Origin of the sequence: Chryseolinea serpens (genome assembly GCF_900129725.1) — a bacterium.
In the GTDB taxonomy this organism is placed as follows: domain Bacteria; phylum Bacteroidota; class Bacteroidia; order Cytophagales; family Cyclobacteriaceae; genus Chryseolinea; species Chryseolinea serpens.
Window position 1 is genome coordinate 40,302 of the sequence record NZ_FQWQ01000006.1, and the last position, 22,684, is coordinate 62,985.

Below are 22,684 nucleotides of genomic sequence, written 5' to 3' on the forward strand. Positions count from 1 at the left end.
ACGCGCCGGCGTTATCGAGGGTTTGCTAAAGGACCACCGGATTAGCTGGTGGCTGAAAAAAGATTTGCTTGCTATGCCGCCAAAGGTTTACTTTGCTACCCCAGAATTAACCTGACTCCGTAGCTCAGCTGGTAGAGCAATTGACTCTTAATCAATGGGTCGAGAGTTCGAATCTCTCCGGGGTCACAAAATAAAAAGCCTTCAAAACGCCATGTTTTGAAGGCTTTTTTATTTTATACTTCATCGCGGCACGATCATCATTTTCTGGGCCTTTATCCATGCCAGCGACGCCGGGGCATTGCTGTTTACGGACCGTGTCAGATTTTTTCCTTTGTAAAAGGTATATGTCGTACTGTCATCATAGCGAACGACCTCCATACTTACCAGGCTGTCGGGTATGTTGCCGCCAAACCAACGGGGATCGGAAGTTTGTTGCCAGGTGAGCAGGGTCACCACGCTGCCCTTGGGGTAGTTATTGTCTGTCGAGTCCTTTAAATAGTTGGCCACTACGGTGTTTCCATACAACGTGCTGGTGGTGTGTTTTTTTGTGTCGACAAAAGAATTTATAACAAACCCATTCAAGGCTTGCAACGCCTCCGTTTGGACTGGCGTGGCCGCCGTGTTGTAGCGCGTTTTCAAATGAGGTTTATCCTGACCGCAAGCGGCGAGGAACATCGCGATGAGTATGATGGCATTGTTCCGCATGGCAAACTAATTTGAAAGATGAAAGGGATACGTAAATACAAAATCGTTGTCCTGCACCGGCGCGTGACAGCGGGTGCACTCGGTGACGAACAAAGCATTTTTTCCGTAGGGCTGTAAATCGAGGCCTCGCCAACGCCCCCAGCCCCATCCCTTGGTGTCACGGTATTTTACAGCATCCTTCACCATAAACTCCACTTGCCAAAACTCTCCCGTGCTGATGTTGCCCGTGCTGTCCATATTTTCTTTCCATGCCGCCTTCGCGAACACCGTTCCATCGGGCCAGGGGTTGATGCGATTTTCGGCAATGGCGTTGATCGCTACATCGTTGCCATAGATGACCCGCATCGTGCCATTGTCGAAGCGGTCGGTTGTACTGATGGCTTTCCAGTTTTGCCAGCCCGCGATGTAGGCCAGCCCATTCCATTCGTCGGCTATTTTTTGAGTGGCTGAAGATTTTTTTTCAAGCGCTGCATGCTGTCGGTCGATAGCCTTCAAGGCGGCCGTATCGCTTATTTTTCTGGGAGAAATATTAGCAAGATAGTCCTCCAGGACGGCGATGTCGCGGTCGCCCAGTTTGGCGGCGCCGTGCAAAGCCAGGTAGCCATCCAATGGCATTTCACCATTGCGAATATCGTTGACGGCCCAAAATAAAATGTTCTTTTGAGCTGGGGGTGGCAAACTATCCCAGTGCGAAAAGTTCAGCGCCCTGCGACCATCCTTCACATGCGAGGCCACCAGAAAATTCGCTGGTGTGACCTGATCAAACCATTTCAAATTCGTTTCATTGCTATGGCAGTCGTAACAACCTTTTTCAAGAACGGCTTTTACGTTGGCGGGCACCCCAGCCGAAATATCCTGCGTGGCCGGCGGATGGGTTATGGACGGCCTGATGAATTGGCCGGCCGCAAATGCTCCCATGGCAATGATGACAAGGATAAGAATTCTGTTCATGCGTGTGAAAAGTCAAAACTACTATGCTGCACATCCGTGGCGTGATCGCAGCTGGAACCAATTTGTTAACCCTCTACCTTCTTCCCATCCCTGTGCACACTCGCAAAGCGGTGCGCACGGCGATATCCATAATATTTCGAGTATCTATTTATTAGTTTCTTTTAAATCTGTTACATTTATCCGCCGAAAAAATAATTCGGGGTGTTAGCTCAGCTGGTTTAGAGCACTACCTTGACAGGGTAGGGGTCACTGGTTCGAATCCAGTACATCCCACAACGGGTCCTCCGCAAATTGGCATTTGAAAATGCCACGCACCTTCACATCATAGTCCATCCAAATCCTGCTTTCTGAACCGCAACGACAGGGTGATATACCGGTTAACCGGTTTTTTTCCGATTTTATTGGCTTTGGCGTCTGTTCACAGGCACATCGGAAAAAACAGTCGCAACGGGTGCGTTAATAGGCTGTCTAAATGACCAAACATTAACCCATTCCCTTTATGAAAACAAACAAAGCATTTTTGTTTCTGACTGTACTTGCTGCGGCAACGGCCTGTAACAAAGACAATGATTCGCCGGCAAACGCCATCACGACCGATGAAGCCGCCGTAATCGTTTCTTCTTCGCTGGCCTCAAACACTTCCGGGTTCACATCGGTGTCGGCCAAGGCCTCCGGTGTAACGGAAGACCTGTTGGCCGACAACGCTGGCGGCCGCGTAGATGCTTGCGGTATTTCACAGAACATTGCCTTCTCGGGATCCAGTCCGGCCGGCGACACCACCAACGTCTATGCCTATGATTTCAGCTACAAGTTCCGTCTCGTTTGCAACGACGACAACACGCCGAAAGAAGTTTCGATCGACATCAGCTTCAGTGGTTCCTTCGACACTCCCAAGCTGAAAGCTTCACACACCGGCGTATCCGAACTTGACGTGACCGCCCTGGCCGATACCACAAAAAGCTTTTTGCTGAACGGCCTCTACAAACGCAGCGGTTCCTTTGAAAACAAAGAGAAGAAAACCTCCGGCAACAGCAGCGTTGAGATTACGCTCACCGACCTGGTGGTGAACAAGCACACGCACAAGATCATCAGCGGCAAAGGCACCTACACCATCACCGGCACCGTGCCCGGCAAAGGCGACTTCAACTACAGCGGCGACATCACCTTTGAAGGCAGCGACGCCGCCATCCTGGATGTGCATGGCGACAAGTTCGACATCGACTTGAAAGCCGGTGGCGTGAGCAAGAAACATTCTTAAGCGGAAGATCTCCAACAGAAAGATTTCTTCACACAAAGGGCCCTTTCTATAAGTAAGAAGATCCGGTATGTGCCGGATCTTTTTTTATTGCCGGTATCGTCAGGGTTTTTAATGAATCTTTCGTTAGGGCTATTGATTCAAAAAATATCGCAATTATATCTGAAAAGTAGAAATATATCGGTACATTTATTTACTGTCTGACGATTTATGAAAGGCTACATCGGTGAATTTGAAGAGTTAGTACTTCTTACGATTACCAGCCTGGGCGATAATGCCTACGGTGTTTCCATCAAGAACGACGTTGAAAAAAGAAGCGATCGGAAGATCAGCATCGGTGCCCTTCATTCTACAATAACTCGCCTTGAGGAAAAAGGACTGATCAAATCGAAGGTCGGGGAGCCTACGCATGAACGCGGGGGCAAGCGGAAAAGATTCTTTGAAATCACCAACAGCGGAAAAGCTATTCTGCACCATGTGAAAAATTTGCGCGATGAGCTTTGGGAGCTTTCCAAGGCGACCCTAATCCCTTCCAAATGAAAGATCACACCCGGATCGAACCGCCTCAGTTTGCCAGAAAGTTGTTCGCTTGGTATTGTAGAAATGCCTCCGTAGAAGACCTCGAGGGCGACATGGAAGAGCTTTTTTATCAAAACCTTGACCGGATGTCGCCCGTCAAAGCAAGAGCAAAGTATTGTCTGCAAATACTCTCCCTCCTATTTTCTTACGCGCTGCGAAGGCGAAAACGTGAACCTTTTTCCAGTCGTCAAAATTACACTTCATCGCACCCCGCCATGATCAAAAGCTATTTCAAAATTGCCTACCGCACAATCGGCAAAAACAAAGTTTATAGCGTCATCAATGTCCTTGGGCTTGCCTTGGGCATATGTGCTTGCCTGATCATCTATCTGGTGACGCTCCATGAATTCAGTTTTGATACGTTTCATCCCGATAAGGAAAGGATCTATCGGATAACCGGTGAGACAAAAAATCCTGAAAACGAGAAGTGGTTTGTGAACTGCGTTCCGGCGCCTGCGCCTGCTGCCGTTCGCGAGGAGATCTCGGGTTTTGAAGTCGTTACCGGCTTCCACATTCTGAATCCAAATGTGAGCATTCCGGATGGCGTCAACCCCGCTAAGTCCTTTGGCCGAAAGAACAACGCTGTTATCGCGGCGGAGCCAGACTACTTCAGGCTATTCCAATATGAATGGCTCACGGGAGATCCTCAGACATTGAATCAGCCGTTCAAGGTTGTCCTTTCGGAAAGCCGGGCCCGCAGTTTCTTTGGTTCGTTGCCATGGGATAAGGTTATCGGAAAGGAAGTCGTGTATGATGATTCGCTGCGTGTCACCGTATCGGGTATCGTGAAAGACTGGGATAAGAATACTGATTTTCCATATACGGACTTCATTTCATTCACAACCATTCGTCACAGCTTTCTCAAAAACTACATTCGCCTGGATGATTGGAACGACACCCGGCACTCCTCACAGGGCTTTGTCAAATTGAAACCTGGGAATTCTCCAGCTTTAGCTAACACCTTAATCACGGCGTTGTTTAAGAAATACCGGAAGGACAATGATGGGGCACCGTTTTTAATAAGCCTGCAACCGCTGCGTGACATTCATTTTTTTCGCAACGACGAAGCCGAATCAAATTTTTTACCGACGTTATATGCCTTGATGGGGCTTGCCCTTTTCATATTGATCATTGCCGCGATCAATTTTGTTAATTTGTCCACCGCACAATCGATCCGGCGATCCAAAGAAATTGGCATCCGAAAAGTTCTAGGGAGTTTGCGGTTAAGCTTGGTTGTTCAGTTCCTCACAGAAACTTTTGTGTTGACTTTCTTTGCCGTTTGTCTGGCCGGACTTCTGGTTAAGCCCGTCTTGTCTGCTATGGGTTCCTATATTCCCGCCGGGGTCACCTTCGATCTGTTTAGTTTGCCAACCCTTCTATTCTTATTGCTCATGACCGTGGGTACCTCGATTTTGGCTGGCCTGTATCCCGCAGTCATCCTGTCCTCCTACTTGCCATCTGCCAGCCTAAGGGCCACCGGCTATTCCAGGAACGGAAAACAGTGGTTGAGAAAAGGATTGATTGTTTTTCAGTTTTCGGTCTCTTTGTTCTTTATCATCGGGGCGCTCGTGATGGGCAATCAGATCCGATTCATAAAAACGAAGAACCGGGGTTTTAACACGGAGTCGGTCATAACCATCAGGACAAACTGGGACGACAAAAGTAAACGCCCAAGAATTCTTGTGGAAAACATCAAACGACTTGCGGGAGTGGCCAATGTTACGCTGCAAATGTTTCCCCCCATGGGCTTCGCCGTTATCGCGAGCAACATACAGTATCAAGGTCAAAGCCTGGTCGACATTCCTGTCGCGTTCAAATCGGGTGATGACGAATACATACCCTTGTATCAGATACGTCTATTGGCCGGTAGAAATATCGTTAAAAGTGATAGCCTCCGGGAGTTTGTCATCAATGAGCGTTACTCAGAGGCGCTTGGGTTTGCGAAACCGGAGAATGCGATTGATCAAATCCTGTCTTATAATGGAAAAACGTACCCGATCGTTGGTGTCGTTGAAAATTTTCACCAGCGATCGTTTCATGAAAGCATCATGCCGTGCGTCATTGGCAGTTTCGCAGAATTTCAACATGGCATTGGCGTCAAACTGTCATCAAAATTAACGGGCGAGGAGACGGCTGCCCTTCGAACACAAATTGAAAAACTATATAAACAACTTTATCCCGACGAGGCCTTTGAATCCCACTTCATCGAAGATGAAATCGCATGGATGCATGATGGCGAGCAAAAGACGGCCAGGCTCATGAATGTGTCCATGGCCATCACCATTTTTATTTCGTGTCTTGGCATATTTGGTCTGGCCCTTTTCACGGCGGAAATAAAGACGAAAGAAATTGGAATCCGGAAAGTCCTGGGGGCTTCCGTAACCAATATCGTTGCCATGTTGAGTCAGGAATTCGTCGTTCTCATCGTGATTGCCATCGCCATCGCATCGCCGGTTTCCTGGTATTTCATGAATCAATGGCTGATGGAATTTGAATACCGTGTCAACATCACGGCTTGGGTATATATTCTTGCTGGCATAGCCGCCATTTCGATTGGATTGATCTGCGTTAGCTTTCAGACCATAAGAGCAGCGCTCGCCAATCCAACGGATAGTCTGAAAAGTGAGTAGACCCACTGCGTTGCTGTATCGCCGGAGTTCCCATAGCTGATTGGTGTTTGTGCCACATCGAGACTGCAACGCCGATCAGTTACCGTAAGGATCGACAGTGCCCGTTCGGGTACTATATGAAGGTGAACGCCAGAACTGTGCAGGATTTATGCTTCCTTCAAACTCGGGACTTAATAATACCAACTCCCTTTCTGAATGCCTTCTTCTATTCTTATGTTTGGGATCAATATACGTTACTTCCATGCGCATCTTCGTTTTAAAGTCGCCTTGGTAGCGGGGAACCGAAAATGTCCAGCAAGTTTCAGGATTGAGCTTTAATGTATGGTGACTAAAGCGGCACATCCGTCCTGGCACAACTTCGATGTCGCGCCATCGGCCGTGCCTGTCAAGGGCCTGCATTTTCATATACAGATGACCATCATCTGCGTTAAAAAATATTGATTTCCCCGACGTGTTCCCCAGCCGCATGACAAGACGATCGCGGAATGCAGATTCACCGCTGTCCAATGCAAAGGACAAATTTTTTGGAACAAAGCCCATCCTTTTTTTTATCGGCCGTGGAAAATTATTTTCCCCGTCACGATCATAACGGTCACTATTTCTTCCAGACCACGATCGCGCACAGTAATAAGCACGATTCATAAAGTCAATGTTGAACCCTGCTTCTTTATGGATAACGGGAGAAGCTTGCCACACGATCTTACCTTTTTCATCGATATACGTTCTTTTAGAGTCTATTACACACGCCAATAAACCGTTCACAAATCCCTTAGGGTTATAGTCTTCCAGTATCGGGTTAACAATCACATTTCCCTGGCTATCGGCCACGCCATAGCGGACTCTATTCAAATCTTTTGATTCGGGATTCTCCTCTTCAAAAAAGAAATAGTCGCCAACAAATCCCTGATATCCGATTTTCTTAAATCTAGGTTTGATGATAAAATTGGCGCTGGTGTCGATCAATCCCCAGCCCTCATCCGTGGCGACGAAAGCTCTTCCGTTCCTGAAAGGTGAATCTCTCCACAGGGGTGACAATATTTCAGTGAACTTATCTTCGGCAATGAATTGCCCCTTCGTGTCGATGAGTGAATACAGTCCATTCCGCTTTTCGACAACACCGCGGTTGTCGGCAAAATCGAAAGCAGTAACAAAGTCGGGATCGTCAAATATCAATTCACCCTTGAGATTTATGTATCCTCCATAGCGCGCCTCCGGTTCTCCGCGCACATCAGATTTGTGATATAATTCGACGCGAACCAATCCGTTGGAAATATCACCCATGATGCGACCGCGTTCCTGACTGTCCCGTGCCATCACCAGTGTACCCTCCCGGTCTATGAAACCCATCTTACCGTGTTGCTTCGGATCTTCAGGATTGGGGTCGGGAATTTCAACGCGATAGTATCCTTCCATGGGGCCTCTGATCGTCTTGTACTTTCCGAACGGAACGACAAACTTGCCGTTTTCGTCAATAAGGCCCGCTTCATCGGCTAAGCTCACGACTGCGCGATGGTCGATCATCCCTCCAACCAACTCATACACCGTATCGATCAACAGTTCTCCTTTCGCATTGATGAAACCCCATTTGTTGGAATAAGTACAGACGCTAGCCCTGCCGTTCTCCAGGTGAGAAATGAATTTGAAGGGATTGGCGAACGGTTCCTTTCCATTCCTGTCAATATAAACGCGTTTCTCGTCCTGAAAACAAACCGCCCGGCCTTCGACAAATCGCGCAGCATAATCATACTGTGGAGGTATGACAAAGTTGCCATGAATATCGATGAACCCAAACGCCCCGTTGACTCGCGCGGCACATAATCCTTCTGAAAAATTGTTGGCATTCCTGAACACGGGATCAATCACGATCTCACCATAGGTATTTATGAATCCAATCTTGCCGTCGACCCAAATTCGAAATCTATTCTGATCTTCCTGGTGTTGGATTTGCCGGGATGGCTGTGCAAGCCCTGCAGGGAGCATGAAAAGCGCAATGAAAAGAAATACAAGTCTCATAAGGAATGCACGATGGAGTAGGCCGTTTGCACAGCGAGCAGAGAGCCCTCTCAACTTCACGTCACAAAAACGATAGCGGATGGTCTCCCAATATAAATGACGCTAAATTTTTTAGTGGCTAGCAGATTATCGTATCACCGAAGCCCGCATGAGATACCTCGCATCTTTGTGTCAACGCCGGGTCGTTCAGTTATTATAAGGGTCCATGATACCCCGCGGTACGTAATTATTTTGCCGCCAGAATTGTCCCGGGTTAATGCTTCCTTCAAATTCGGGACTGTACAACAGCAGTTCATGGTCCGAATGCCTTGCGTATTCTTCGGGATTGTGTTTAGGATTGATATAGCTTATCACCATGCGAAGCCTGGTTTTGAAGTCGCCCTCGTAGCGAGGAATCGTAAAGGTCCAGTACGTTCCCGGATTAAGCTTTAGCGTATGATAACTGTTACCGCACCAACTGCTGGGTAAGTATTCGATGTCCAGCCAATCACCTTCGTTGTTGAGCGCTTGCATTTTCATATACAACCTGCTGTCCTGAGCATTGAAGAAGATCGATTTCCTTGACGTATTGCCAAGGCACAAAGTGAGTCCGGCATAGCGTTCAAAAAATAATGTGCCTTGTGTGCTGTCTAAAATAAACGAGAGGGATTTCGGCGCAAAATTCTGATTAGCCTGGATTCGCTTGGGATAATTCCTATCGTCACTATATCCATGCCCGGTGTTGTTTCTTCCCGACATTGACCGGGCGTAGCAATAGCCGCGACTCATATAGTCGATGTTCAAGGCTTCTTTTTCTTTTTGATTTTCTGGGACGGCCTGCCAAACGATTTTGCCGTGCTCGTTGATAAACGTTCTTTTTTTATCGACGACGCATTCCAGCAATCCGTTTACGAATCCGTCGCGATCATAGTCCTCCATGATCGAATTGACAATCACATTGCCATTTCTGTCCGCAAAACCGTAGTAGCGCTCGTTCAGACTTTTCGCCTCCGGATTACCTCCCGTAAAAAAGAAATAGTCGCCGACAAAACCGGGCGCTTCAATACTTTCAAAGTGAGGTTTGATCAAAAAACTTCCACTGGTATCGATCAGTCCCCAGCCGTCGTCTGTGGCCACGAACGCCGTATTGTTTTTAAAATGCGCCAACTCGGCCCAGCTTGTCAACAATTCTGTAAATCCATCCCTGACGATAACTTCACATTTGGTGTTGATCAGTGAGTATTGCCCGTCCCGTCTTTTGACGAAAGCGCGGTTTTCTGAAAAGTTTGTCACTTCCTCAAATTCGGGATCGTCAAATACCAATTTTCCTTTCAGATCGATGAACCCCTGATAGGCATTTTCAGTTGAATACGTATTCGGATCTATCGTCTTATCCTTCCGTTGCAAATGGATTCGCGCCAGTCCATTGAAAACACCATCCCATAAATAGGAGTTATCCTTTTCTACATGCGACATGACCAATTCCCCATTGTGATCAATGAACCCGCTCTCACCCACATCGTCTGCGGCTTCACGGACGTGAATTTGTACACGGTAGAACCCATCCGACGGCCCCTCGATGTCTTGATACTTTCCCAAGGGAACAATAAACTTTCCGTTCTCATCGATCAAGCCAAAACCGGGTTCCTCATCTTTCATTTTTTTCACACCGGAATCATCCGGCAAGCCCTGACAATGGCGCGATGATCGATCATCTTGTCGATCTGGGAAAAGACCGTATCGATCAACAGTTCACCTTTTATATTGATGACACCCATTTTTTCCGAATATGTTGTGACATACGCGCGGCCGTTCTGAAAGGCCCTGATCGTTTGGAAAGGATTGTGAAAGGGACTATTGCCATTCCGGTCGATATAGAACGACTTGCCATTTTTAAAGGCTATCGCGAAGCCCTCGTTAAATTGTGTGGCGAAGTCAAATTGCGGGGGAATGACGAAGTTGCCCTGGACGTCGATGAACCCGAACAGACCGTTCTTGCGGGCAGCGCATAAACCTTCGGAGAAAGTATTGGCATTTCTAAAAACCGGTGCAATGACGACTTCCCCGAACGTGTTTATAAATCCGATTCGGTCACCGTCAACGATCCGGAATCTGTTTTGATCTTCGGGGTGCATGATTTTTTGAGGCGATTGCCATTGGATAAACGAGAGCGAACAGATTGCCAGGAGAAAAGGTATCGTTTTCATAACAGAGCAGGTTAGGCAAAAGAAAGACATGCATGCTACACAACGAGCCGGAAGCTCTGTCAACTTCACGTGACAGAGAACGATGCATTGCGGCTTTCATTATGCGGAACGCTGACTTTTTTGTTTCTTAATCCATCGGCAACGGAAAGGTCACCCGTTTGCTAAAAAAAACTTCCCCAGTAACACGCAAAAATGAGCCCCGTTTTATGGTCGGCTAGATAGGTTTGAATGGGCGATGTATCCGATTTGAAAATGAGCAATTCATCACCCACTACAACGACGCGACCCGAACGACAACTGTCGGGCAATGGCATGGCGCGATGATCCTGGTTGCGTATCTGATATTTTTTTCCGTCCAGTAAAAAATCTATTCCCCGTTCGGTTTGATGAACGTCGACCATCTTCCCTTGTTGGTTCAGCAACTGTTGCGTCTTTCGTTCGTCGGGATAGTAGCCTTGGTAAACGTCGCGTTGGTAGCCACACAGGTTTGTCCAGAGATAGATGGCTGCGTTTCTTGGGCCGTCCGTGAGGGGCTCATTCCCATATTGCACGCACCCGGAGGTTGAGTGCCACGCCCGGTATTGCCGATCGAGATTAAAAAATCCTGGCCCGGGATAACCCACCCCGCCCAAGGCCGCGGTTCCTGAAAAGTAGCCTATTGTTCCCGCTGTGAAATGGAAGAGTGGAATAATTATCCATGGCGAAAAGAAAAGTAATCGCCAGGCTTTTCGCCGGTCTTGCCGGATCAACAAAACGAAAACAGCCACCCAAAAAATAGCCACCACGTAGCCGCCAATTTCAAAAAACAAAAACGCTGGCCACGAGCAATACAATGCGATCTTGAATAAGGGCCGGTGAATATTTTTGCGACGACTATCCGACATCATTTATGGATGTAAACGGGCTCCAACAGATTACTGTTTCACGGAAGCGCGCATCGGATACATCTCATACGTATTGATTGCCAACGACGGGTCTTTCGACATCAGCGCTCTCGCTTCGTCCTCGCTGTCCACACAAACGATGGCCAGCCCCCACGGCCCCTTGGGATCCAGAACGGGGCCGTAAACCAGCAGCTTTCCATTCTCGAGCGATGGCTTCCAGTATTCAATGTGTTGCATCATCACCTGCTTCTCGGCATCGGTCATGGTGAACGCAAAATCGGCGCGTGGCGGGATCAGTTTCATGACGAAATATTTCTTGTCCATGGCAGTGTTGTTTTGGTTTAGTAAGATAAGCATGGAAGAAAAAACTTCATTCGCTTTGATGCAAAATTCCAGTGAAGTTTCAGCCGGCAAGACTTACGCCACGTTGTCTGCGCGCAGGAGGGTGAAGGAAATGGTGGTGCCTTTTCCTTCGGTGGAAGAGATAAAGAACACACCGTGGTTGTATTGAATAAAATCGCGGCACAGCAGCAGGCCGAGGCCGGTGCCTTTCTCTCCCTTTGTGCCGCGGGTGCTGTCTATTTTGTCGCCGCGCATGATCCTATCCACTTTTTCGGCACTGATGCCCGGACCCTGATCGGCAACGCTGATGCGGATGTGGTGTTCTTCCGCTGTCACATGGATGCGGATGATCGAACGGTCGGGGCTGAATTTTATAGCGTTGTTCACCAGGTTGCGCAGGATGATCCGGATATGGTCGCGATCGGCCCGGACCAGTGCTTCCCGCAGATCGCCAGTCTCGATCCGGATGTGTTTTGCTAAGGCAAGGGACGACGCCAGCTGGATCACTTCCTCCAACAACGTCTCCACGTGGAACACCACGGGGTTGGGCACGATGCCCTGTTGTTGCGAGCTTACCCAATGCAAAACCTCTTCCAGCATCTTGTAGGTGGTGTCGACATCCAGTCGCAGGTGTTCGGACACATTTTGAAACTCTTCTTGCGAGAGGTGTTTGCTTTTCAGCAGCGCCATCACCGAACTTAAATTTCCCACAGGGCCGCGCAAATCGTGCGACAGCACCGACAGGAGTTTGTCTTTTGTCCCGTTCAGTTCGGCCAGTTTGCTGGCCTGCTCTTCGATTTCCATCTTTTGACTTTCGATGGTGACGTTGCGAACCAGCAATTCATTGTTTTGACTTTTGAAGATCTCCGTTTCACGCTCCTGTTGCATTTTGGTGAAGGTGATCTTCATGAGATCCTCGTGTACTTGTTGATATTGTGTGACCACTCCCAATGAAAGAATAAGGCTTTGAAGAAGAAAGGAAACACCGGCCAACAGGTTAAGTCCCGTCACCGTGAGCCATCCCATTTCATTGGCCACGATCAAGAGCGCCACCAGCACCGGTGCTGCGAACGAGAAAAGGAAATAGCGTGCCGGCTGGAAATTTTGCCGGAAGAATGCCACGCCGGCGTACACGGCAATCGCCAAAACGCTAACGATGTTGTAGAGCAGGATCAGGTTGGAGTTCAACGTCAGGTTGACGGGGATCGTGATGACGCAAACCAACGAGAAGATCATCAGCCCCACGAACGCCCTTTTCCAACCGAGTGATTTTCTACGGATATCAAAAAATGAATAGGCAAACCAAAGCAACGACAACGGCGCAAAAATAAAATACAATTGATTGGATGCTGAATTCAAAAACAGGAGTGGAAAGCGCTCTCCGAAATAGAACGACAAAAATTGTCCGTTCACCATAAAATACATACAGAAGAGATACAAGCAGAACCACATGTAGTTGCGATCGCCTAGAAAAAGGAAAAGGGTGAGGCTGGTTAAAAAAATGATGAGTAGGCCGCCCGTGATGAAGAACGACAAGTGCGTGTTGGTTGCAATGAGGGCCTCCACATCGGCTTTCTGTTCGAGAAAAATGGCGAGGGGTTGTGCATCACCTTGCAGGGGATCTACCCGGAGATAGATCACGCTATCGGCGGGGTGAATCGAAAAGCAGATGTTCATGAAACGGCGCGGAACGGATCGCGTGGAGGGTGGCGTATTTCGGCCGTTTTGTTGGTGAACTGTTTCGCCGGAACGAAAGAGGTAAAGATGTATGATTTCCTCCACGCGGGTGGTAGTGCAATACTCACCGGGCGGAATACCGGCGGGAATTTTCAATTTCACCCACGTGGGAAATTGATTCGACAACAGGTTTTGGTCTGTAAATCTGCGCTGCACACTGGGCGACGCCATGCTGTCGGGCGTGAGGATGTTCGTGCTGTCGGGAAGGAAACCGGCGCCGGTGATGAGGGAAACCCGGAAAGCCGTGGATTCGCGTGCCTGGGCCTTGCTTTCCGACGCCCAAAGCATGATCACTCCAAAAACAACTATGCAAACCCAACGCATGGAGCAAAGAAAATAAATAAAGGGGTGCCTTCATAGCTCCATTAGTGCCCTTCCAAACTCCGGAGTACGCAGGCAAGGAAAAGCCTCAAAACGTCGTTTCTTCTTTTTTCCGGACAACCATTTTATCGGCCGGTGTTTTGTGTGGATTGGCTTTTCTGCCCGCGGCAACGTACTTTACTCCAGTGAAATCGTTGCTGTTTTTCATGGTGGGATTGTTCGTCCTTTTCGGATGTGAAAAAGTGCTGGGTCAGGGGGGAGACAGTACGCGGGCTTATTTTATCGATGCACGCTTTCACACCGGGAAAATATTGGACCACATCCCCACCGATTATTCTACGGTCAGGTCCCCGTTCATGGCTGAGCTGGACTTTAGCATTCTGAAAAATGAACAGCGGGTGTGGGACTACGCCAACTGCTACGCCAAAAACGGCCTCGCCCTCAGCTACATCGATTTTGGCGACGCCGGTTTGCTGGGGAAAGCTGCAGGGCTCACCATTTTCACCGAACCTTATGTGGTTCACTCACAACGATTTTTGTTCACTTTCCGCGCCGGCGCAGGGCTTTCCTATCTGACTAAACTCTACAATGCCGACTCCAATCCCGAGAACATTTATTTCAGTCAGCACATCAGCTTTTTATTGTTGCTGAACCCAACGCTCTATTATGTGATCCACCCGCGCTGGCGCATTTTGGGAGGCGTTCAATTCACTCATATTTCAAATGGTGGCAGCACCTGGCCCAATTGGGGGATCAATATTGTCACGGCCAATGTGGGTGTATCCTATGCCGTGCGTCCGTTGGAATTGAAGCCGCGTACGCGCAAAGCTTTTACCGAGCGCAGCCTGAAAGTGATCACCCATCTTTTTGGCGGCAGCCACACTTCGGACCCCACCGACACCGAGCCTTCTAAAAAAAGATTTGCCGGAGGCGTCAATGTAGGCGTCGTAAAACCGTTGGGTAGGGTGTGCTCCATCGGTTTGGGGACAGAGTTTTTTTATGATGGCGTCAGCAACGTGCTGGAAGCTCAAAACAATAAACCCTACAACACTTTCGTAGCTTCCGTGAGCCTGCAGAATTACTTCTTTTTTGGGAAAATTCTCTTCGGACAGCAATTGGCGTATTATGTGTCACCCCACCATCCCAATCCAGACAACAATCTGTACCAACACTATCTCCTGGAATATCGCATCACCGGCCCGTTGTATGCGGGCATTTCACTGCATGCGCACGGCAAGGTGTCGGACTTCCTTGCGCTCACCGCGGGTGTGATTTTCTAGCCTCTATTCTTCCAAAAAAATAAGCCGGCACTCATTTGAACTTTGTCAAAGAGACGCCGGCCGCTTATTTATTTGTTGAAATACTTATTCGCTTCGCATGGCGTTGACGGGATTTTCACGCGCTGCCCTCAGTGACTGGAAGCTGATGGTGAAGATCGCGACGAACAGCGATGTTGTCCCGGCCCATATCACGGCCCAGGCATCCACGCCCGTGTGGAACGCAAAACCATTCAGCCAATTGTCGGCCATATACCAGCCCAGCGGCGCGGCGATCACAAAGGCGATGAGCACCAGCACGGCAAAATCTTTGGCGATGAGCACGATGATGTGGGGGATGGATGCACCCATCACTTTGCGAATGCTGATTTCCTTGGCGCGTTGTTCGGCGGTGAACGTGCTGAGTCCAAACAAGCCGAGGCTGGCGATGGTGATGGCAAGTACAGTGAAGACGAGAACGATGTAACTCATCCTTTGTTCGGCGCGGAAGAGTGCATCAAAATTTTCGTCGATAAAAGAGTACTCAAATGCGTTGCTTGAATATTTTTTCCATATGCTTTCCAGCAAGGCGATTTTCGCTTGTATGTCGCCGGGAGCAAGACGAATGGCCATCTCTCCGTTGGGTTCGCCACCCAATATGATCGCCATGGGCTTCACGTCGTTGCGCAGGGTTTCGAAGTTGAAATCTTTCATGACCCCGATCAGTTTCATGGCATGGGGCTTGTCGCCGGCATAGTTGAGCACGAACTGATTTTCCATGGTCTCGAATCCCATTTGTTTGAAGGCCGCTTCGTTCAGAATGATGGACGCCGTGTCGGCGGGAAAATCGCGTGAAAAGAACCGGCCTTCGGCCATCGTGTATTGCATGGCTGCCAGGTGGTCGTGATCGACGTTATATACTTGCAGCAGGAAATCCTGTTCGGTTCCTCCTTTGCGGAAGGCATTGCTCCAACTGATGTGCGGCGGCAAGGTGTTGGCAAAACTGGAGGCTTTGAATTCAGGATGCGTGGCCAGTTCGTTTTTGAAAGCCTTGGCGTTTTTGTCGAGCGACCAGGTGTGAAACAAATCGATGACGTTCTCTTTGTCAAAGCCCATGTCACGATTCTGCATGAAGGTGAGTTGCTTATACACTACGATGCTGCCCAAAATGAGGGCGATGGAGATCACAAACTGGAACGTGACCAGTACGTTGCGCAGGCGCGAATTCTTGAAGCCCGACCGGATCTTGCCCTTCAATACGTCCGACGGATTGAACGAAGTAAGATAAAACGCCGGGTAGCTACCTGCCAGCAAGCCGACTACGACGGTGAACAAAATGAGGCTCACCACCACCGCTGGCCTGGCAAAAAATGAAAGCGTCAGCATCTTGCCCGAGATCACATTGAACGGCGCTAACAGCACGGCGATGAGCAACAACGCCAGCAGCATAGACAGTGCACTATAGATCAGCGACTCGGCTAAAAACTGCCCCATCAACCGCGAGCGCAACGCGCCGATGGTCTTGCGTACGCCCACTTCCTTGGCGCGGTTTGCCGATCGCGCTGTGGACAGGTTCATAAAGTTGATACAAGCAATGAGGATAATGAACGCCGCTACGGCTCCGAAAATATAGAGGTACTGCAAGTTGCCGACGGGAATGATCTCTTCGGCTTTGTTGGACTTCAGGTGAATGTCCACCATGGGCGTGATCGTGAAACCGATGTCGCTGCCTTTCTCGCGGAAATGTTTGAAGTCGATGCCCAGGTATTTTTCAAGGTCGCGGCCGATATTCTTTTCGGCCAGCACCGCCAGTTTTGACTTGACCTGTTGCACACCGGATTGCGGGTGAGTCTTGAAATAGGTGTAGAGGTTGTTGGAGGTCCATTGTTCGTCGTTCATATACTTCCACGACTGGCCCGACAACACCATGTCAAAAACGATCGTAGAATTGCCCGGAGGATCCTGGGCCACGCCCGTCACTTCGCAAGCGGTTTTCTCGCCGCCGCGCAACAGCATTTTTCCAATAGGATTATCGTTTCCAAAATAACGTTTCGCCACCGACTCGGTGATCACAACCTTGTTGGTTCCCTGCAGCACCGTTTTCGGGTCGCCAGAGATCAACGGGAAAGAGAAGAACTGGAAAAAGTTGGAGTCGGCCACCAGCATGTAGCGTTCGGTGAACGTTTTATCTCCGAAGGCCATCGGCTGCGAGCGCCACAGGCCGAAGCGCACGGTGGTTTCCACTTCCGGAATTTCGGTCTGCATGGCCCCGGCCACCGGTGCGGGCGACACGGCCATGTCGAAATTGTTGTCTTGCAAACGGCCTGCAAATCCAATGCGGAAGGTGCGATTCGCATCGGCATGGAACTGGTCGAAGCTCAATTCGTCGACGACGTACAGCATGATGAGCAAGCTGGCGGCAATGCCCAGACCCAGCCCCACAATGTTGATAAGCGAATAGGCCTTTTGCCGGAGCATGATGCGGAAGGCCGTGGTAAGGTAGTTTTTGATCATGAAAGGATGACTAGGGTTGACAATGTTAGTAGTTTGACGTGGGGGAGTGGGTTTTGGTTGCAGTAATATTGCGGGTTTTTGGGATCCCGATGCCTGTTTTTTTTAAAAAAAGCCTTTTTTCGACTGTGCACTCCACCCGGTCTAACGACTTTCAAAAAGGAGGACTTTCGTTATCCTTCCGCAAAATAGTTTGCGAAAACGAAAGTCCCGCTTGATAAAAAGCAAGAAATTGACCGGTAGCCCAAGGGTAGTGGCGCAAGAACCTACGGATCGTCGAAGCAAAATCATGTTTTGCTCAAAACGGACTGCTCCTAAACAATGTATTCAACCCGGTGTGCTTCTTGCGGCAAGGGAACCTCCAGCTTGCTCAACAGACGCGAAAGAACCTGATTCGGGACCGGATACTCCCGGTTGCTGTTTTGGTTTATCCATTCTTTATACGACGTCTCGATATATACCAGCTTCACACGGGCTTTGTAGGAGACAAACAAATCGATCCACTGGCCGCGCAGTTGCCGGGTGATATTGGTCGCGTTCCAGGCAAAAGGTTCTCCTTTTCTTAAAAAGACCTTGGCTTGCTCTTTGGCTTCCTGCACCGCCCAGCCCGTGGCGGAAGGATCATCTGGTTTCAGTTTATTTTTCCGCCGGATGTCATCAAGGCTTATTACCGGCAAGCCCGGATAGTTCTTTTTCAAGTATGTATCCTTCCCCATGCCAGGAAGACCCGACAGCATGATCACTTCTCCTTTCAGATCGTCAAACGGCACATAATCAGGAGAAGAATCTTCTTTGTGGAAATAAACAAACCGTGCCAGGTCCGTCGGGAAAACCCGTGGTGCATGCCAGCATTGTTGTTCTTCGCAAAAGGCTTTGAACAATTCGATGCGGTCCAGCAAGTCTTGTTGATCCAGACATCGCCGTCCGAGCGCATCGGCTTTTGCCAGCATGGCCAGCAACGGCATGTCCAAACGAAGCGATGCCTCCAAAACAACTTTCTTTGGATTCGGTCTTTCCAGGATCCACAGCGGCAATCCATGATATCGCACCAGCGCGGCCACTTGTTCGCGAATGGCGAAAGGTGTGGGAATCGTTTTGTACAAAACTTGTCGTGCTGTGTACTCTCCTTGCCGCGCATGGCCCCGCGATGTTATGCGGCCGTCTTCTTCTGTTATGGTGGTGGAGCGCTTCTCAACATCGTGCAACAACGCTGCTGCCCACATCACTTCTTGCTGCTGCTCATCCAGCCTTTTGAATTCATCGAGCGACTGAAGGGCGTCCAGCACCATGCGGGTGTGGATAGCCACGTCGCCTTCCGCGTGGTGGAAGGGACTCTGCGGCACGTTCCGCATGTCGGCCACCCAGTCGAAAGTTTGTTCGAGCTGATCCCACGTTTTATTATTTGTTATTGACCATTTCATAATTTGTTCTTTTTAAACGGGAAACTCTCCCCTTAGTCTTGCTCTTTTCCAGTGGCGGGTCCAATGTTCATCGGTTTTCACATGGCCCTTGCGCACATATTTAAACACGTGATGGGCAAACTCGTCCACCGCGTAGGCTTTGGCATTCCTGCTCACCACACCTTCCCGTGTGCACGGCGCTTTCGAAGCGACATCATACGAATCGAAGATACTGTTCTCTGAAACCAGCGCCATGACTTCTCGCCGGAATGTAGCTTCGTCGACAGGGTGAACCACTTTCAGCTCGGGCACGGTCGGGAAATCGAACAGCGCCGCATAGAACTTCACCTCATCCCAACCCAGCCAGGTATCGCCCTGGCGGATGGCGAAGACATAGTAGTGATGGTCGAGGCTTTTATATTCCATAGAGTGAATGGCATATACGTTCTCGCCGAAGATCTCGAGATCTCCCAAATCGTTTTTTATCAGTTCCCATTGCTCGCGGATCTTTTGCGTCCACGATGATGTAGTGGGCGCGGCATGCGAGCGGGCAAACACACCGTAGCGACTGAGGCAATTGTTCTCGCCATCCAGTTTTTCGGTGTGAACCATGAGGTCGATATTTTTTACATCCTGCCAATAGTCGTGATTGATCCGGTCGTCGCTGCTCGTCCCCGGAGAAAAGGGATAGTGATACGTTCTTCCATATTTTCTTGAAATACTCATAAATGATCTAAGTTAAAATAATGATCGGTAAAGACATGGCTCCGCCCTGTTGATGCATGCGTCAGTTTAAAAGCATAAAAACAACCGTATCCTGCCAGATGGATCTGAGATACTTCTTTGTTATTCGGAAACTTTAAGGCAAAACACCATCAAGACCCCTGATGGAAGGAGCGTTTGGAGATTGGATATGGTGTCACATGACAGGCATTCTTGAAATTCCCTCGTTTTGAAGGGTTGAACATTATTTGTGATGCAAAGATAATTGCTAACGCGATAGAACGGAAAAAACGAAGAGAAGTCCCCATATAATGGCGTGAATTTATCGGCAGTTGAATTTAAATAAACCATGAGGCCTGACCAACGCTTTGTTCGGATGCGGACGAATGCCGGACGGTTTTTCATTTTGTTTACCGCCGTTACTTGTCCATCCCAGTCGTTAGGGCATCCTTTCATCCTGGCACAATTATTATTACTACATTTAGGAATTAATTATTACCGGCCGGTTCTCCCGCACCTGGCTCAACCTAACCTAGCGCAACACCGATTTGAAAACCCGCACACCACCCCGCCTCTTTCTCCGCTTCTTCCGGTGGTATTGCCACCCGGACCTGGTTAACCCCATCGAAGGCGATCTCATGGAACTCTATCACGAGCGCCTGAAAGCTTCGGGGAAGCGAACAGCGGATTTGAAATTCGTGTGGGATGTCCTGTTGCTCTTCCGCCCGGGAATTATCCGCTCCCTAAAAGAATCCGACAACACAAACAACTTCGATATGTTCAAAAACTACTTCAAGACCGCGTGGCGAAACCTCGTGAGCAGCAAATATTACAGCGCGCTCAACCTCCTGGGCCTCACCCTGGGGCTAACGGTTGGGTTGCTCATTCTCTTGTGGGTGAATGATGAGTTGCATTACGACGGCTTCCACAGCAAGGCCGACCAGATCTACCGGATCAATGTGAACCTGGAGTCGAGCGGCAACAAATTCTCGGTGTCGGTCGTGCAGCCCACGGTGGCGTTCTATGGGTTGAAGGAAATTGCGGACATCGAGCAGGCCGTGCGCATCACGCAGACCCAGGACTATTCGGTTTTCCGGTACAAGGATGTGGCGCTCAGCAAAAATGTGATGGTTTACACTGATCCCTCCTTCTTCAAAGTGTTTGACTATCCTTTGTTGGAGGGCAATGTGAAGAATCTTTTTCCCACGCCCGAGTCAGTGGTACTCTCGCAGACAACAGCAAAGCGCTTCTTTGGCGACGAGGATCCCTTGGGAAAAATTCTGCTGGCGGATAATAAAGACAACTTCGTCGTGAGCGGCGTCATGGCTGATTTTCCGGATAACTCCGGAATAAAATGCGACATCCTGTTCTCTACATCGCTGGCGGAGAAACAAAGCAAGGATCGTGGATGGCAACCGTTGGAAGAACAATGGGGCAACTATGGATGGGTCACGTTTCTTCAATTGCGCTCTGGCGCTGATCTTAAAGCGGTGGAAGCGAAGCTCACCAAGATCAACATCGATCATCAGCCCGCACTAAAGCCTGTGGACGTGGGGTTCTACACGCTCCAGTCGCTAAAAGACCTCCACCTCTACGACACCGATGGCAAACCGAGCGGCATGCAGACCGTGGAGATCTTTGCCATTGTGGCGGCATTGATCCTGCTCATCGCTTCGATCAACTACGTGAACCTTTTCACAGCCCGTGCCACACTGCGCTCGAAGGAAGTGAGCGTGCGAAAAATTATCGGCGCGTCGCGGAAACAACTCTTTAATCAGTTCCTGGTCCAGACCCTTCTGTTTTTCTTTATCGCACTGCTCTTGGCCCTGGGACTGATCTCGTTTCTCATGCCTTACTACAACATGCTTGCCGGCAAACACATGGTCCTCGATCCGTTTAGCCCGATGGTGTGGAAAGTGATTGGTGCCACCTTGCTGGTAACACTTTTGGCTTCCAGCATTTACCCGGCCATGCTGCTATCTTCTTTTCACCCGATCCATGCCTTGCGTCAAAAATTGTCGTGGGGCATTCGAAATGCGGCGTTCCGAAAAATTCTGGTGGTCTGTCAGTTTGCATTTTCGGTCGGCCTGATCATTGCCACGTTGATGATCGGCCGACAACTTAGTTTTCTGAAAGAAAAAGAATTGGGCTACGACAAATCGTTTGTGATCTCGCTGGACATGAACCACATGAAAGACCATTTCGAAGATGTGAAGACCCAATTGCTCTCCCAGGCCAGCATCACGGGTGTGACCAGCGCCACCAACAACATCACCAACGTCGGCGGCGCCACGCTCGACGTTGACTGGGACGGCAAAGATCCCAACGGCAGTTTCTTTGTCCACGACATGGGCATCGATAAAGATTTCATCTCGCTTTTCAAGATCGACATGTTCGAAGGAAAAAATTTCAGCGGCGCCGCGTCCGATTCATCTCATTTTATTTTGAACGAAACCGCCGTGCGCGAAAGTGGCATCAAAGACCCGATTGGGAAACGGTTCCGGCTGCATCGCGTCGAGGGGACCATCGTCGGCGTAGTGAAAGATTTTCATTTTGTTTCGCTGCGGCAGAAAATAGAGCCCTTTGTGTTTCACTATGAACCCGTGAGCTCGGGATTGTTTGTGAAGGCCAATGCCCGCGGGGCGAAAGAAGCGCTACTTTGCATCGAGAAGGTGTGGAACCTATACAATGAAGGATTTCCCTTTGACTATACGTTTATGGACGAGACGTATAGAAGACATTACGAATCGGAGCAACGCATCAGTACGCTTTTCAATCTCTTTACGGGGATTGCCATTGTGATCTCGTGCCTGGGATTATTGGGACTTTCTACGTACACGGCGCAGACGCGCGTGAAAGAGATTGGCATTCGGAAAGTGATGGGTGCGAGTGTGGGCAGTATTGTGGTGATGCTTTCGAAGAATTTCTTGTTGTTGATTGGGATTGCTATCGCCATTGCAACACCGGTGTCGCTGTGGCTGATGCAGGGTTGGTTGGAGAACTTTGCCTACCAGGTGAGTGTGCAGTGGTGGGTGATTGGGTTGGCTGCAGGGGCTGCTGTGTTGATTGCTTTCTTTACGGTTAGCTTTCAGTCGATAAGGGTGGCGTTGGAGAATCCGGTGAAGAGTCTTCGGTCGGAGTGAGGCTCCGGCCCTCTAAAGACTCCAAATTAGTTTGGCAAAATTGCGATC

General features: G+C 49.3%; 16 protein-coding genes, 2 tRNA genes and 1 pseudogene. 8 read left to right on the forward strand and 11 right to left on the reverse strand.

The genetic code is table 11. The features are described from left to right. The first annotated feature begins 113 nt into the window (after window positions 1–113). A tRNA-Lys gene (locus BUB30_RS31515) sits at window positions 114–186 on the forward strand. 54 nt (window positions 187–240) lie between these two features. Here BUB30_RS31515 and BUB30_RS31520 read toward each other — a convergent pair. After that, window positions 241–705 carry a hypothetical protein gene (locus tag BUB30_RS31520; protein WP_073142571.1) on the reverse strand — a complete coding sequence of 155 codons (465 nt, stop codon included), beginning with the start codon at window positions 703–705 and terminating at the stop codon, window positions 241–243. Window positions 706–711: 6 nt separating this feature from the next. Beyond that, entirely contained in the window at window positions 712–1,656 is a 945-nt protein-coding gene (locus BUB30_RS31525; RefSeq protein WP_073142573.1) for a heme-binding domain-containing protein, read from the reverse strand. Window positions 1,657–1,854: 198 nt separating this feature from the next. On the opposite strand from BUB30_RS31525, the gene BUB30_RS31530 reads away from it, so the two are divergent. From BUB30_RS31530 to BUB30_RS31545, 5 genes and pseudogenes are all read left to right on the forward strand, one after another. After that, window positions 1,855–1,929: transfer RNA gene (locus BUB30_RS31530), tRNA-Val, on the forward strand. A 226-nt stretch (window positions 1,930–2,155) separates the two neighbouring features. Then, complete coding sequence (locus BUB30_RS31535) at window positions 2,156–2,914, forward strand: hypothetical protein (RefSeq protein ID WP_073142575.1); 759 nt, start codon at window positions 2,156–2,158, stop codon at window positions 2,912–2,914. Window positions 2,915–3,121: 207 nt separating this feature from the next. After that, window positions 3,122–3,451, forward strand: coding sequence for a PadR family transcriptional regulator (locus BUB30_RS31540; protein ID WP_073142576.1), 330 nt, complete (start codon window positions 3,122–3,124; stop codon window positions 3,449–3,451). After that, window positions 3,448–3,642 (forward strand): annotated as a pseudogene (locus BUB30_RS36045) (permease prefix domain 2-containing transporter); the annotation flags it as partial. The gene BUB30_RS31540 and the pseudogene BUB30_RS36045, both read left to right, overlap by 4 nt. A gap of 63 nt (window positions 3,643–3,705) precedes the next feature. After that, window positions 3,706–6,120, forward strand: a complete 2,415-nt coding sequence (locus BUB30_RS31545) for an ABC transporter permease (protein ID WP_073143430.1) — start codon at window positions 3,706–3,708, stop codon at window positions 6,118–6,120. A 75-nt stretch (window positions 6,121–6,195) separates the two neighbouring features. Here BUB30_RS31545 and BUB30_RS31550 read toward each other — a convergent pair whose 3' ends face one another. From BUB30_RS31550 to BUB30_RS31575, 6 genes are all read right to left on the reverse strand, one after another. Further along, complete coding sequence (locus BUB30_RS31550) at window positions 6,196–8,133, reverse strand: WG repeat-containing protein (RefSeq protein ID WP_073142578.1); 1,938 nt, start codon at window positions 8,131–8,133, stop codon at window positions 6,196–6,198. 186 nt (window positions 8,134–8,319) lie between these two features. Continuing rightward, window positions 8,320–9,771 (reverse strand): WG repeat-containing protein, encoded by a 1,452-nt coding sequence (locus BUB30_RS31555; RefSeq protein ID WP_143165162.1) that lies wholly within the window; start codon window positions 9,769–9,771, stop codon window positions 8,320–8,322. A 5-nt stretch (window positions 9,772–9,776) separates the two neighbouring features. Continuing rightward, window positions 9,777–10,319, reverse strand: coding sequence for a WG repeat-containing protein (locus tag BUB30_RS31560; protein WP_073142581.1), 543 nt, complete (start codon window positions 10,317–10,319; stop codon window positions 9,777–9,779). 161 nt (window positions 10,320–10,480) lie between these two features. Beyond that, complete coding sequence (locus BUB30_RS31565) at window positions 10,481–11,206, reverse strand: hypothetical protein (RefSeq protein WP_143165163.1); 726 nt, start codon at window positions 11,204–11,206, stop codon at window positions 10,481–10,483. A 27-nt stretch (window positions 11,207–11,233) separates the two neighbouring features. After that, on the reverse strand, window positions 11,234–11,527 hold the full coding sequence (locus BUB30_RS31570) for a YciI family protein (protein ID WP_073143432.1): 294 nt from the start codon (window positions 11,525–11,527) through the stop codon (window positions 11,234–11,236). 93 nt (window positions 11,528–11,620) lie between these two features. After that, on the reverse strand, window positions 11,621–13,606 hold the full coding sequence (locus tag BUB30_RS31575; RefSeq protein WP_084138508.1) for a sensor histidine kinase: 1,986 nt from the start codon (window positions 13,604–13,606) through the stop codon (window positions 11,621–11,623). A 44-nt stretch (window positions 13,607–13,650) separates the two neighbouring features. Between BUB30_RS31575 and BUB30_RS31580 the strand changes: the two genes are divergently transcribed. Further along, on the forward strand, window positions 13,651–14,883 hold the full coding sequence (locus BUB30_RS31580) for an acyloxyacyl hydrolase (RefSeq protein ID WP_143165164.1): 1,233 nt from the start codon (window positions 13,651–13,653) through the stop codon (window positions 14,881–14,883). Window positions 14,884–14,967: 84 nt separating this feature from the next. Here BUB30_RS31580 and BUB30_RS31585 read toward each other — a convergent pair whose 3' ends face one another. The 3 genes from BUB30_RS31585 to BUB30_RS31595 form a co-directional block, all read right to left on the reverse strand. Beyond that, window positions 14,968–17,373 (reverse strand): FtsX-like permease family protein, encoded by a 2,406-nt coding sequence (locus tag BUB30_RS31585; RefSeq protein ID WP_073142588.1) that lies wholly within the window; start codon window positions 17,371–17,373, stop codon window positions 14,968–14,970. A gap of 311 nt (window positions 17,374–17,684) precedes the next feature. Beyond that, on the reverse strand, window positions 17,685–18,791 hold the full coding sequence (locus BUB30_RS31590; protein WP_073142590.1) for an AAA family ATPase: 1,107 nt from the start codon (window positions 18,789–18,791) through the stop codon (window positions 17,685–17,687). Between the two features lie 12 nt (window positions 18,792–18,803). Next, complete coding sequence (locus BUB30_RS31595) at window positions 18,804–19,496, reverse strand: RNA ligase family protein (protein ID WP_073142591.1); 693 nt, start codon at window positions 19,494–19,496, stop codon at window positions 18,804–18,806. Window positions 19,497–20,041: 545 nt separating this feature from the next. On the opposite strand from BUB30_RS31595, the gene BUB30_RS31600 reads away from it, so the two are divergent. Beyond that, the gene (locus tag BUB30_RS31600; protein WP_221408832.1) at window positions 20,042–22,636 is read left to right on the forward strand and encodes an ABC transporter permease; all 2,595 of its coding nucleotides are present in this window, start codon (window positions 20,042–20,044) and stop codon (window positions 22,634–22,636) included. Window positions 22,637–22,684: the final 48 nt, after the last annotated feature.

Excerpts from the sequence above, each read along its gene's own strand:
- BUB30_RS31520 (WP_073142571.1), bottom strand. The coding sequence starts at position 705 with ATGCGGAACAATGCCATCATACTCATCGCGATGTTCCTCGCCGCTTGC.
- BUB30_RS31525 (WP_073142573.1), bottom strand. The coding sequence starts at position 1,656 with ATGAACAGAATTCTTATCCTTGTCATCATTGCCATGGGAGCATTTGCG.
- BUB30_RS31535 (WP_073142575.1), top strand. The coding sequence starts at position 2,156 with ATGAAAACAAACAAAGCATTTTTGTTTCTGACTGTACTTGCTGCGGCA.
- BUB30_RS31540 (WP_073142576.1), top strand. The coding sequence starts at position 3,122 with ATGAAAGGCTACATCGGTGAATTTGAAGAGTTAGTACTTCTTACGATT.
- BUB30_RS31545 (WP_073143430.1), top strand. The coding sequence starts at position 3,706 with ATGATCAAAAGCTATTTCAAAATTGCCTACCGCACAATCGGCAAAAAC.
- BUB30_RS31550 (WP_073142578.1), bottom strand. The coding sequence starts at position 8,133 with ATGAGACTTGTATTTCTTTTCATTGCGCTTTTCATGCTCCCTGCAGGG.
- BUB30_RS31555 (WP_143165162.1), bottom strand. The coding sequence starts at position 9,771 with ATGAAAGATGAGGAACCCGGTTTTGGCTTGATCGATGAGAACGGAAAG.
- BUB30_RS31560 (WP_073142581.1), bottom strand. The coding sequence starts at position 10,319 with ATGAAAACGATACCTTTTCTCCTGGCAATCTGTTCGCTCTCGTTTATC.
- BUB30_RS31565 (WP_143165163.1), bottom strand. The coding sequence starts at position 11,206 with ATGATGTCGGATAGTCGTCGCAAAAATATTCACCGGCCCTTATTCAAG.
- BUB30_RS31570 (WP_073143432.1), bottom strand. The coding sequence starts at position 11,527 with ATGGACAAGAAATATTTCGTCATGAAACTGATCCCGCCACGCGCCGAT.
- BUB30_RS31575 (WP_084138508.1), bottom strand. The coding sequence starts at position 13,606 with ATGCGTTGGGTTTGCATAGTTGTTTTTGGAGTGATCATGCTTTGGGCG.
- BUB30_RS31585 (WP_073142588.1), bottom strand. The coding sequence starts at position 17,373 with ATGATCAAAAACTACCTTACCACGGCCTTCCGCATCATGCTCCGGCAA.
- BUB30_RS31590 (WP_073142590.1), bottom strand. The coding sequence starts at position 18,791 with ATGAAATGGTCAATAACAAATAATAAAACGTGGGATCAGCTCGAACAA.
- BUB30_RS31595 (WP_073142591.1), bottom strand. The coding sequence starts at position 19,496 with ATGAGTATTTCAAGAAAATATGGAAGAACGTATCACTATCCCTTTTCT.